This is a genomic window from Pseudomonas sp. NFX1, from assembly GCF_051123555.1.
GTDB classification, from domain to species: Bacteria; Pseudomonadota; Gammaproteobacteria; order Pseudomonadales; family Pseudomonadaceae; genus Aquipseudomonas; species Aquipseudomonas capeferrum.
In genome coordinates, this window is the sequence record NZ_CP169366.1 from 4,206,147 (window position 1) to 4,218,935 (window position 12,789).

At 61.1% G+C, this 12,789-nt stretch carries 8 protein-coding genes and 1 tRNA gene; 5 read left to right on the top strand and 4 right to left on the bottom strand.

The window, feature by feature from the left end; genetic code table 11:
• Nucleotides 1–7 precede the first annotated feature (7 nt).
• Entirely contained in the window at nucleotides 8–3,751 is a 3,744-nt protein-coding gene (locus tag DJ563_RS19010) for a bifunctional diguanylate cyclase/phosphodiesterase (protein ID WP_274099765.1), read from the top strand.
• 15 nt (nucleotides 3,752–3,766) lie between these two features.
• Nucleotides 3,767–3,843, top strand: a tRNA-Ile gene (locus DJ563_RS19015).
• 87 nt (nucleotides 3,844–3,930) lie between these two features.
• Here the strand turns inward: DJ563_RS19015 and DJ563_RS19020 are convergent.
• From DJ563_RS19020 to DJ563_RS19035, 4 genes are all read right to left on the bottom strand, one after another.
• The gene (locus DJ563_RS19020; RefSeq protein WP_434518163.1) at nucleotides 3,931–5,223 is read right to left on the bottom strand and encodes a carbohydrate porin; all 1,293 of its coding nucleotides are present in this window, start codon (nucleotides 5,221–5,223) and stop codon (nucleotides 3,931–3,933) included.
• Between the two features lie 117 nt (nucleotides 5,224–5,340).
• A complete protein-coding gene (locus DJ563_RS19025; protein ID WP_274099670.1) occupies nucleotides 5,341–7,776 on the bottom strand; it encodes a membrane-bound PQQ-dependent dehydrogenase, glucose/quinate/shikimate family in 2,436 nt (811 codons plus the stop codon).
• 349 nt (nucleotides 7,777–8,125) lie between these two features.
• Complete coding sequence (locus tag DJ563_RS19030) at nucleotides 8,126–8,797, bottom strand: hypothetical protein (RefSeq protein WP_274099671.1); 672 nt, start codon at nucleotides 8,795–8,797, stop codon at nucleotides 8,126–8,128.
• A 128-nt stretch (nucleotides 8,798–8,925) separates the two neighbouring features.
• Nucleotides 8,926–9,480 (bottom strand): serine acetyltransferase, encoded by a 555-nt coding sequence (locus DJ563_RS19035; protein WP_434518164.1) that lies wholly within the window; start codon nucleotides 9,478–9,480, stop codon nucleotides 8,926–8,928.
• Nucleotides 9,481–9,594: 114 nt separating this feature from the next.
• Here DJ563_RS19035 and DJ563_RS19040 point away from each other — a divergent pair, with 114 nt between their 5' ends.
• The 3 genes from DJ563_RS19040 (at nucleotide 9,595) to DJ563_RS19050 (ending at nucleotide 12,784) form a co-directional block, all read left to right on the top strand.
• The gene (locus DJ563_RS19040; protein WP_033703070.1) at nucleotides 9,595–10,056 is read left to right on the top strand and encodes an Lrp/AsnC family transcriptional regulator; all 462 of its coding nucleotides are present in this window, start codon (nucleotides 9,595–9,597) and stop codon (nucleotides 10,054–10,056) included.
• A 236-nt stretch (nucleotides 10,057–10,292) separates the two neighbouring features.
• Entirely contained in the window at nucleotides 10,293–11,975 is a 1,683-nt protein-coding gene (locus DJ563_RS19045; protein WP_434518165.1) for a flavin monoamine oxidase family protein, read from the top strand.
• Between the two features lie 14 nt (nucleotides 11,976–11,989).
• Complete coding sequence (locus DJ563_RS19050; protein WP_274100678.1) at nucleotides 11,990–12,784, top strand: carbon-nitrogen hydrolase family protein; 795 nt, start codon at nucleotides 11,990–11,992, stop codon at nucleotides 12,782–12,784.
• Nucleotides 12,785–12,789 lie beyond the last annotated feature (5 nt).

Genomic DNA, 12,789 nt, shown 5'->3' on the forward strand with positions numbered 1-12,789 from the left:
GGCCGCTATGCCCCTGATGCCGGCCATCCTGTTGCTGCTCCTGATTCTGTGGACCACAACGGCCGGCGCCCTGACCCTGACAGACGAGGAAAAAGCCTGGCTGGCTGCCCACCCGCAGTTGAGCCTGGGCGTAGACGCCTCTTGGCCACCGTTCGAGTTTCGCGACCAGGAGGGCCGGTACCAGGGATTGGCCGCCGACTACATCGCCATGATCCAGGAACGCCTGGGTGTGACGCTAAAACCGGTCGAGCCAAAGAGCTGGACCGAGGTATTGGCGCAAGCGCGCAATGGCAAGCTCGACCTGCTCCCCGGCATCATGTCGACTCCAGAGCGTCAGGGTTATCTGGCCTTCACCCGCCCCTACCTCGACTTCCCCATTGTCATCCTTGCCCACAAAGGTGGTGCACAACCCCGTTCATTGAAAGACCTGTACGGCCTGAAAATCGCCGTGGTCGAGGACTACGCCCCACACGAACTGCTGCGCACCCACCACCCGGACCTCAACCTGGTGGCCATGCCCAATGTCAGTTCGACGCTGCAAGCCCTGGCCACCGACGAGGTCGATGCCGTGGTCGGCGACCTCGCCTCGAGCATCTGGAGCTTGCGCCAGCTCAAGCTCGACGGCCTCTACGTCAGCGGCGAAACGCCCTACCGCTATCAGCTGGCCATGGCCGCACCGCGGGATAACAAAGTGCTGGTGGGTATTCTCGATAAGGTCATGGCCGACATGACCAGCGCCGAAGTCAGCCATATTCAGCAGCGCTGGGTCGGCAACGTGGTGGACCAGCGCATGTTCTGGTCCGACATGCTCATCTATGGCTTGCCTGCAGTGCTGCTACTGGTGGCGATTCTCGCAGTAGTCATTCGTATCAACCGTCGGCTCAGCTCGGAAATTTCCCGTCGTATCGCCCTCGAACAGGAACTGCGCAGCAGCGAGTATCACTACCGCGGCCTGGTCGAAAGCCTGTCGGCAATCGCCTGGGAGGCGGACGCCAACGACTTTACCTACAGCTATGTCTCGCCCCACGCCGAGGACCTGCTCGGCTACCCGCTGCATGATTGGCTCAAACCGGGCTTCTGGCGCAGCATCCTGCACCCCGAGGACGCGCTCTGGGCCCAGGCCTACTGCGACAGCGAGACCGCCGCCGGGCGTGATCACAGCCTCGACTACCGGGTGATCCGCGCCGATGGCCAAGCGCTCTGGGTGCGCAACATCGTCAGCATGATCGAGCATGGCCATCGGCCGGTGATGCGCGGGCTGATGATCGACATCAGCGAGACCAAACGCACCGAGGATGCCCTGCGCCTGTCGGAGCAGAAATTCGCTTCGGTGTTCCAGCAATGCCCGGACATCCTGCTGATCGCCCGCCACAGCGACGGCTGCCTGCTGGAGGTCAACGAGGCCTTCGAGGAGCAGATCGGCCTGACCCCGGGCCAAGTCATCGGCCGCACCGCCACCGAGCTGGACCTGTGGGCCGTAGAAGGCAGCGGCCCCCGTTTGCTCGAACGCCTGCACCAAGGCGGCATCCGCAACCTAGAAATGAGCTTCCGGCGCAGCAACGGCCAGCTGTTCACGGGCCTGACCTCGGCAGAAACCTTCGAACTCGATGGCACCCCGGCGCTGGTGGTGGCCGTGCGCGACATCAGCCAGCTCAAGGAAACCCAGGAGCAACTGCAAACCTCGGAAGAGAAGTTCGCCAAGGCGTTCCACGCATCACCCGATGGCCTGCTGCTGTCACGCCAGAGTGATGGGCTGCTGATTGAAGTCAACGAGGGCTTCTGCCGCCTCACCGGCTATGACCTGAACCCGAGCATCGACCAGACCTCCCTCGACCTCGGCATCTGGGTTGACCTGAACGAACGCAAGCGCCTGGTCGATCAGCTCAAGCGTGATGGCTTCGTGCGAGATTTCAGCTGCCACATCCGCCGCAGCGATGGGCAGATCCGCCTGTGCGAGCTGTCTGCCCGGCCCCTGCCGATCGGCGGTGTCGACTGCATGCTGACCATCGCCCGCGATATCACCGAGCGCCACCTGATGCAGGAAAAACTGCAACTGGCCGCCACCGTGTTCGAGAACACCGCCGAGGGCGTGCTGATCACCGATATCGACCAGCGCATCAGCGCGGTCAACCGCGCATTCAGCGAAATCACGGGCTACAGCGAGATCGAAGCGCTCGGCCAGACTCCGCGCCTGCTTGCCTCTGGCCAGCACGACAGCGCCTTCTATGCCGCCATGTGGCACCAACTGACCGCCGAGGGCCATTGGCAGGGCGAGATCTACAACAAGCGCAAGAATGGCGAGTTCTACCCTGGCTGGCTGACCATCAGCGCGGTGCGCAACAGCGAGCGTGAAATCACCCACTTCGTCGCCGTGTTCGCCGACATCTCCAGCCTCAAACACGCCCAGGCCAAGCTCGACTACCAGGCCCACCACGACCCACTGACCGGCCTGCCCAACCGCGCGTTGTTCGAGAATCGCCTGCAGGCGGTGCTCACCTGCGCCCAGGTTTCCAACCGCCAGGGCGCGGTCCTGTTCCTCGACCTCGACCGCTTCAAGCACATCAACGACAGCCTTGGGCACCCGGTCGGCGACCTGTTGCTCAAGGGTATCGCCCAGCGCCTGAAAGAGCAGGTGCGTGACGTTGACACCGTGGCCCGCCTGGGCGGTGACGAGTTCATCATCCTTCTGCCCGGCCTGCACAGGCCCAGCGATGCCAACAGCATCGCCGGCAAGTTGCTGGCCTGCTTCAGCGCGCCGTTCCAGGCCGGCGAGCACGAGTTCTTCACCAGCGCCAGCATCGGCATCAGCCTTTACCCCCAGGACGGCAGCGACGTCTCGACGCTGATCCGCAATGCCGACGCTGCCATGTACCGCTCCAAGGCCAAAGGCCGCAACCGTGTAGAAGCCTACACCCGCGACCTCACCGCCCAGGCCAGCGAACGCATCGCCCTCGAACATGAGTTGCGCCGCGCCGTCGAGCGCAACGAGATGAGCCTGTGCTTCCAGCCCAAGCTCAGCCTCAAGACCCAGAGCCTGGTCGGTGCCGAGGCGCTGATCCGCTGGAGCCACCCGACCTTTGGTGAGGTGCCGCCAGAGCATTTCATTCACCTGGCAGAAGAGAACGGCACCATTCTTCAGTTGGGCGACTGGGTGCTGGAGCAGGCCTGCCGGCAGATGCACCTCTGGAAGATGCACTACGAAGACTTCGGTCCCCTGTCGATCAACCTGGCCGGCGCCCAACTGCGTCACCCGCACCTGGCGCGGCGCATCGAACAGTTGCTCAAGACCTATCAACTCAAGGCGGGCGACCTGCAGTTGGAAATCACCGAGAACTTCATCATGAGCCAGGCCGAGGAAGCCCTGGCCGTGCTGCACCAGTTGAAAAAGCTGGGCGTGCAATTGGCCATCGACGATTTCGGCACCGGCTATTCGTCGCTCAGCTACCTCAAACGCCTGCCGCTGGACATCCTCAAGATCGACAAGTCGTTCATCCGCGGCCTGCCCGACGACCCCCACGACGCCGCCATCGCCCGCGCAATCATCGCCCTGGGCCGCAGCATGCAGTTCACCATCATTGCCGAAGGCGTGGAGAACCAGGCCCAACAGCGCTTCCTGGCCGCCGAAGGCTGCGAGCAGATCCAAGGCTACATCGTCAGCCTGCCCCTGCCGGCGGAGGAATTCGCTGCGGCGTTTCTTCGTATAGCACTAACCGATCTTTCGGATGGCACCCTTTCAAAACCCTCGTTATAATCCGGCCACCTCTGAGGGCCTATAGCTCAGTTGGTTAGAGCAGAGGACTCATAATCCTTTGGTCCACGGTTCGAGTCCGTGTGGGCCCACCAAACTCAAAGCCGCGCACTGCGCGGCTTTCTGCTTTTCGGGTTTATCGCACCCGTATCCGTCCGAGATTGGGGTCCGAAGGTAGACGATTAAAACGTCATCTTGACCTGCAACCCAGCCGCCAGCGCGTTGCCTCTTTGCTTGCCAAAGAAAGCCCCAGGCTCGATGTAGTACTGCACGTCCGGGCGCAGCAGTAGCCACGGTGTTACTTGCGCACCGTAGTTGAGTTCCAGTACTTGCTCCCCGCTATCGAGCCCGGTAATGACGGCAGCGCCTTCTGGGTAGGCTGCAGCAGCTTCCTGCACACCCCGCGTGCGCGGGTTGATAACGGCGCGGCCATAGCCAAAGGAAATGGAGTCTTGCGGGCGGCTGGCAAACGGCTTTTGTTTAACCAGGCCCAGCGAGTACCAGCGGCGCATTGGCGAGGTCGCGGCGTTGCTGGTGGCTGCTTGCCCGAACAACCTCAGCACACTGGCCGGGTCTTGCTCGTCGCGCCAGATCGCCTGATCCACCAGCAGGTAAGCGCCAGTACGGCTGCTGCTTTTGCCGGTGCTGCCAATCTTGGCGTAATCAGACGTGTCGTAGTACCAGCCAACTTTGTATTGGCCATTGAGAAATGCACGGTTATTGATGATCGCCTCCAGCGGCAAGATAGCGCCCGTCGTGCCGTTGCTGGGCATAGCGAAAGCTTTGGAGACGCGCGCGTTGTACCCCGGGTTGACCTGGAACAGTGCCGTTTGCAGCGTCAGCGACGGGTTGACGTCATAGCGCAACTCGCCCCCCCAATGTGCGGTCGGGTAGTTGCCCCAGCCACTGCCGCTGGACATGGTCAGCGGATGCGCACAAAAGCCTGCACTGACAAAGTTGGCCAGGATCGGCATGCCGCCGAAATCGGTACCCATGACCATGTAACCGAGCTTGGTGGACAGGTCGGGCGAGAACAGCGTGCGCTGGTAACTCAACTCGGTCAGCCGCGTATATTCGCCCCCGTAGACCTCTTGCGCGGACATGCGGTTGCCAATCAGGTCTTCGGTGGCGCTGTGGCCGCGACGATCGTTGAGCAGTACTTGCACGCGCCCGGCATCTGGGGTGTCGAGCAGTTTGCTCAAATCAAACTGAGCGCCCAAACGTATCTGTTGTGCATAGCGGGTACCGCGTTTGATACCACCCTGCAGGTTGGAAATGGTTTCCGAGGTGTAGTCGCCCGTCAGCTTGATACCCTGGTCTTCCAGCCTCTGACGCTGCCCGCCCCAGTTACCGGTGAGTGTAGGTTGGGTCATCAGGTGGGCAGTATCGGCCAATGCGCAGGGCAGTGGCAGAAGGCAAAGCGATAAACCGCTGCACAGGCTGCCGGCCAGCACGGCGCGGAGGGGTAATGACATTTTGCGCGGGTTCCTTGCTTGAGAAGTCGTTGAACAGTTCTGGCTTGTGCGTGGTGGGCTGACTGGCGGGAAAAAAAATCCCCGCGAGCGGGGATTTTTCGTAGTGCACCAGAGCCGTTACGGCTTGCTGCCGTCAGGCAATGCGTAAGCGATGATGTAATCGCCCACATCTGGCGAGTGGCTCATGCCGCCAGCGGAAATCACCACATACTGCTTGCCGGTCGTGGGGGACTTGTAGATCAGCGGTGCTGCTACGGCACCTACTGGCAAGCGGGCCTTCCACACTTCTTTGCCGGTTGCCGAGTCGAGCGCACGCAGGTAGTAGTCCTGGGTGCCCGCGAAGAACACCAGGCCAGATGCCGTCGAAGTAGGGCCGCCAAGTGTCGGCATACCCAAAGGGATCTGCAGGTGCGTCTTGATGCCCAGTGGGCCGGTATCCTGAACCGTGCCCAGTGGCACCTGCCACACCAGTTTCTGGGTGTTGAGGTCAATCGCGCTCATGCTGCCAAACGGTGGCGTATTGCAGGGCACGCCCAGCGGCGACTGGAGGATGTCGATCTTCACACCGCCATAGATGCCCGCGACCTGCGGCCGAATAGTGCCCATGAAGCCAGGCACCTCATCGGTCGACACTTTGTACTTGCGGGTGTTTTCCTGGGTTACCAACGACATGCGCAGCGGCATGCGCATATCGTTGACGAACATCATGCCGGTGTTTTCATCAATAGAAATGCCACCCCAGTTCATGCCACCCAACAGCCCTGGCCATTCGATGTACGGCTTTTCAGAGGGCGGTGTGAACGGGCCGACATACACCGAGTCCTTGAACATGATCCGGCAGTAGAGCTGGTCGAAAGTGGACACCCCCCACATCGATTGCTCGGTCAGCGGGTCCGCGCCAATGACTGGCATACCCGCCGAGTACGGCTGGGTCGGTGACAGGTGTTCGCCTTCTGCGGCCGGTGAAGTGGGAACAGGGCGCTCCTGAACTTCAGTGACCGGCTGGCCAGTGCGGCGATCCAGCACGAAGATATGGCCGGTCTTGGTGGTCTGGATCAGCACCGGGGTCTTGGTGCCTTGGGCGTTTTTCATCTCGTACAGCACGGGTTGCGAAGGCAGGTCGTAGTCCCAGACATCATGATGGACAGTCTGGAAAACCCACTTGGCCTTACCTGTCGATGCATCGACCGCGACAATGGCTGTGCCGAACTTTTCTTTCACCTGGTTACGGTCGCCACCCCAATAGTCAGGTGGGCCATTGCCGGTAGGCAGGTAGACCAGGTTCAGTTCTTTGTCGTAGGTGGGAATGGTCCATACGTTAGGTGTTTCAAGCGCGAACTGGTGGTCAGCCGCCGCGGTGTCGGTGCCCTCAGGCGCACCGACATCCCAGGCCCATACCAACGAACCGCTCAGCACATCAAATGCACGCACGGCACCAGAAGGCTCGCCGGCCACGATGTCACGTACCCAGCCACCCACCACCGTGAGGTGGCCCATGACCACAGGCAGAGACGTCGGGTGGTAGCGCTTGCTGTTTTCCGTTGGCCCCATGCCCTTCTTGAGGTCAACGTAACCGTCCTCGCCGAAGTTGGGGCACAGGGTGCCGGTGTGTGCGTCCAGGGCAAACAGCCGGGCATCGACCGACGATACCAGGATGCGTTGGCGGCATTGCTGGTCGCTGGCGTGAGAGGCTTTTACCTCGGCGCTGAGGCTGTCGTCCCGGTCGATGTCGTAATAGCCCACGCCACGGCAGGTCACGTGCTCTTCGCTTTTGGCGTGAGGGTCGAACTTCCAGAGGGGTTTGCCGGTATCGCCATCAAGCGCGGTGATCAGGTTTTCCGGCGTGCACGAGTACAGGACGTTGCCGATCTGCAAAGGCGTGTTCTCGTCGACACCCGCACCTGGGCCGCTGGTTCTGCGGCCGGTCCGGTAGGTCCAGGCAACTTGCAGGTCCTTGACGTTTTCCGGGGTGATTTGCGTGTAGGGCGCGAAGCGCGTGCCCGAGGCGCTGCGCCCGAAGAACTCCCAGTTATCCGGAGCTGTGGAGGCAGCGTCTGGGGTTGGCAGGCTACCTGCTGCGATGGGGTTCGAGATGCCGCCATGCGGGAAGAAGGCGGCGATAAACGTGGCGATCAATGCCAGCAACAGGGCAAACCCGGAGCGATTGGCCGCTCGGCGTGTGCTCGAAGGGGTAGTGGGCAGTGCAGCGCCCACCCACAGGCTCAGGGTCAGGATGATGGCCGGGACCACCAGACGCGGCAGCAGTTGCCAGTAACTAAGTTGCCCCACTTCGTAAAATGCCCAGGCGCAGGTGGCCAGGAATATCAGGATCGAAAGTACAATACTGATACGCTTGCGCAAGCACACGGCTACGGCCAGCACGGCGTAGGCAAGCCCCGCCAGCAGGTAGTAACTTGACCCACCCAGTGCCAATAGTTTGCAACCGCCGTAAATCAAACCCAGCGCCACACACATTACAAGTAGCGCAAATAGCAGTCGAGCGGCACTGCTTAACGAGCGCCTCCCCGCGTTGGAACACGTGTCATCCGTCATGGTTGTGTAAGCTCTGTGGGTATATGCATGGTTGTTCCATCAGGGCGCAAGCACGCCGCCAGAGAAGTCAGGCTGCGCAGCCTGCCAATAGCAAGAATCGCCAAAATCATCAGCGTTAGATGAGAGGTCAGTTATTCAGGCAGGCCGCTAGAACGGCCCTGTTGGCACGAGAAACTTTGGAAAGCGAACAATCATTCAACGCCCGGAACCTGAATACCGAGGTTTGACGTTGCTTAAATGATAAGTCCGCCTATCGCCAGGATAAACCAACGTGTTTGCAACAGCTTTTATACGAACCTGTAACAATGACAAAGCCGCGCAATCGCACGGCTTTGTCATTTCAACTCGGTCAGGCTTTGCAGATCAAGATTGCATCTTCGATACGGCAGCTTTCCTGTTTCCCGTCATACCCCCAATGAAGGGAGGGGAGCGGGCCGCTTGCCACAGAACTGCCATCCTCGTTGAACACTTCAATAACCGCGTTCCACAAACTTGTGCGAGGTGTTTCGCTGCCGGGGTCCAGGCATAACAGGTGAGTAATCTGGAAATCACCCTCGTTTTCATAACCCTGATAACCGACCACCATCATCCAGTGTCCGCTACCGCCAGGCCAGCGCACCCCGATAATCGGGGCAGACATGCAGTCGATTGAATCCTGGACCTGTTGAACAATGTCTTTTTTACTGCCGGTAACGTACTCAGCGCCCACCCCCACACCGCTGAAGCACTCGACCAGCCTCAGCATGTCCTTGTGGTCGGTGCCTTCTGAAACCAGTGCGCCCAAACTACGTATTTCGGAACGAAAACGCCCTTCGCGGCTGTTGCCATGCCAGAGATACATGTTCTTGGCTTCGTCATAACACATGACGCCCAGGGTAATCAGGGCCATCACCACGCTGTATGGGCCACACGCACCGTCCAGTCCACCTTGGCGCAAGTGCACCAACTGACCGCCACGAGCACAGGTCAGCGGCCCATCCGGGGAGACCATCAACCAGGGGCTGACTGTCATCTTGTTCATAGCGCGAATCCTTGCATGACGTGAGGTTAAATCGCAGTGAGCGGGGCGGCGAAAGATATCAATCGGCCACCATTCCGTCCACGCAGATCAACCGGCCGGCTAGTTTGCTGAAGATCAATCACAAAGGATTACAGGGTGGTTCCGCGCATTTCTGTTTGGCGGGGGTTGTAGAACGTGGTGTCAGCCGGAATATCGCGTATCACCAGCGACATGGCCCCAATCACCACGTTATCGCCAATGCTGATCCGGTCGGCAACGATGCAGCTGCTGGCGCCCAGACTGACGTTATCGCCAATGCGCAGTGCATACGCCTGCAGCCCAAGGGTCTTGATGCCGATCGAGCAATTTTGCCGAATGAAGAAATTGCGCCCGATGCTCACGTGACGGGTAATCACCACGCCAGGCAGGTGGGCGATGCGCAGTCCGGGCGCGATCTGTGCGCCGATGTCGATGTCCACGGCATACTTCAGATTAAGCCGCTGCTGCATGCGCTTGGCGTGCCACCGGGCCAGGCCGCCTCGTGCATCCAGATACTGGGCCAGGCGGAAGGCGAAGAGAAAGCGCAGCTTGTTGTCTTTGCGGGCGCGGCGCAGCACGTTCAACAGCAGGCTGATGCGGCGCCCGGGCTTTTTCTTGTTGGAGACTTCCAGCCGCCAGCATTCGAGCAGGTTTGCGAGGTTCATGGCGTGGCTCCAATGCGTACGGCCTGCCATGATGCCGAAAGAAAGCCAGCGACGCAGCCTTGCCCTGGCGGCCACTGGCTGGCTAGGCTAGCGGGCCCACTGTAGAGACTTGCCATGTCGGATGCCCGCCCCATCACGCTGGATGAAATCGATCGCCAGCTGATCGCCCTGCTGCAGATCAATGCCCGCGAAAGCGTTGCCACCCTCGCCCGCCTGCTCGGTATTGCGCGCACCACGGTCAACTCGCGCCTCGAGCGGCTGGAGAAGAACAAGGTAATCTCAGGCTACGGCGTGCGCCTTGGCCAGCACGTGATCGGGGGTGGTTTGCAGGCGTATGTCGGGATCAAGGTGCAGCCCCGCTCCGGCAAGGAAGTGGTGCGGCGCTTGAGTGCCATGGGGCAGGTGCAGCAATTGTGCGCGGTGAGTGGCGAATTCGATTATGTGGCCTGGCTGCGGACCGATTCACCAGAACAACTGGACCAGATGCTCGACCAGATCGGCAGTGTCGACGGGGTGGAAAAAACCACTACGTCGATCATCTTGAGCAGCAAGGTCGACCGCGGGCAGCCGCTCTGAAGGGCTGGCGATCAGGTTTACTGACTGGCGAGTATGCCTCCTGAACTGTGGATCATGCCGCCACGTTGACCTGATTCGTCACAATGACTTTAACTGAATACATTCCGACTAAAACCACTACATTCCTCCAACACTCTGCACCTTAATTACGAACACCCCGCGCCCTAAAATGACCCCCAGGCATCTCCTATACTCAGGCTCCGCGCTCCCCGCAGCCCCTCTGGCAAGGTCACTTCATGAACAACAAGAACCGCCACCCCGCCGACGGCAAAAAACCCATCACAATCTTCGGCCCGGACTTCCCCTTCGCCTTCGATGACTGGCTGGAACACCCGGCTGGCTTGGGCAGCATCCCTGCCCAGCGGCATGGCGAAGAAGTGGCGATCGTGGGTGCCGGTATCGCCGGCCTGGTGGCGGCCTACGAGTTGATGAAGCTGGGCCTCAAACCGGTGGTCTATGAGGCCTCGAAGCTCGGTGGCCGGTTGCGCTCGCAAGCCTTCAACGGCACCGACGGAATCATCGCCGAGCTCGGCGGCATGCGCTTTCCGGTTTCTTCAACGGCCTTCTACCACTATGTGGACAAGCTGGGCCTGCAGACCAAACCCTTCCCCAACCCGCTGACGCCGGCCTCCGGCAGCACGGTGATCGACCTGGAAGGCCAGACCTACTACGCCGAGAAAGTCGCCGACCTGCCTGAGCTGTTCCATGAAGTGGCCAACGCCTGGGCCGACGCGCTGGAGAGCGGCGCTCAATTTGCCGACATCCAGCAGGCGATCCGCGACCGTGACGTACCGCGCCTCAAAGAACTGTGGAACACGCTGGTGCCCCTGTGGGACGACCGCACCTTCTACGACTTCGTCGCCACTTCGCGCTCGTTCGCCAAGCTGAGCTTCCAGCACCGGGAGGTGTTCGGCCAGGTCGGCTTCGGCACCGGTGGCTGGGACTCGGACTTCCCCAATTCGATGTTGGAAATCTTCCGCGTGGTGATGACCAACTGCGACGATCACCAACACCTGGTGGTCGGCGGCGTGGAGCAGGTGCCGCAAGGTATCTGGCGGCATGCGCCAGAGCGCTGCGCCCACTGGCCTGAAGGCACCAGCCTCAGCTCGTTACACGGGGGTGCGCCACGCACCGGGGTCAAACGTATCGCCCGCGCCGCCGATGGCCGGCTGGCGGTCACCGACAACTGGGGCGATACCCGCCATTACGCCGCCGTGCTCGCCACCTGCCAGACCTGGCTGCTGACCACCCAGATCGACTGCGAAGAATCGCTGTTCTCGCAGAAGATGTGGATGGCCCTGGACCGCACCCGCTACATGCAATCGTCGAAAACCTTCGTCATGGTCGACCGCCCGTTCTGGAAGGACAAAGACCCGCAAACCGGCCGCGACCTGATGAGCATGACCCTCACCGACCGCCTCACCCGGGGTACCTATCTGTTCGATAACGGCGACGACAAACCCGGGGTGATCTGCCTGTCCTATGCGTGGATGAGCGATGCCCTGAAAATGCTCCCGCACCCGGTCGAAAAGCGCGTGCAACTGGCCCTCGACGCCTTGAAGAAAATCTACCCGAAGACCGATATCGCCGGGCACATCATCGGCGACCCGATCACCATTTCCTGGGAGGCCGACCCGCACTTCCTCGGCGCCTTCAAGGGCGCGCTGCCGGGCCATTACCGCTACAACCAGCGCATGTACGCGCACTTCATGCAGCAGGACATGCCCGCCGAACAACGCGGCATGTTCATCGCCGGTGACGACGTGTCGTGGACGCCGGCCTGGGTGGAAGGGGCGGTGCAGACCTCGCTCAATGCCGTGTGGGGTATCATGAACCACTTCGGTGGCCAGACCCACCCGGACAACCCAGGCCCAGGCGATGTGTTCGATGAAATCGGCCCTATCGCGCTGGCCGACTGAAACAAGGAGGCGCCATGCGCATCGCTCTGTTCCAGGGCGCGCCCAACCCACTGGACGTGCCCGGCAACCTGCAACGGCTGCAGCACCAGGCCCAACTGGCGGCTGAGCGCGGCGCTCAACTACTGGTGTGCCCGGAGATGTTCCTGACCGGCTACAACATCGGCCTGGCCCAGGTCGAACGCCTGGCCGAGGCCAGTGATGGCCTGGCGGCCATGAATGTGGTGGAAATCGCCCAGGCCCATCGCATCGCTATCGTCTATGGCTACCCGGAGCGGGGCGATGACGGCGCGATCTATAACAGCGTGCAACTGATCGATGCCCAGGGTCGCAGCCTGTGCAACTACCGCAAGACGCATCTGTTCGGGGAGCTTGACCGCTCGATGTTCAGCGCGGGGCCCGATCACTTCCCGGTTGTGGAACTGGATGGCTGGAAGGTCGGCATGCTGATCTGCTACGACATCGAGTTCCCGGAGAACGCCCGGCGCCTGGCGCTGGACGGTGCGGAACTGATCTTGGTGCCGACGGCGAACATGACGCCCTACGATTTCATCTGCCAGGTGACGGTACGGGCACGCGCACAGGAGAACCAGTGCTACCTGGTGTATGCGAACTACTGCGGGGCCGAGGATGAAATCCAGTATTGCGGCCAGAGCAGCATCATCGGCCCGGATGGCAGCCTGCTGGCCATGGCCGGGCGGGATGAATGCCAGTTGCTGGCGGAGCTTGCGCATGAGCGCGTGATAGAGGGGCGCAAGGCCTTTCCCTACCTGACCGATTTGCGCCAGGAGCTGCATCTGAGTAAAGGCTGACCGGA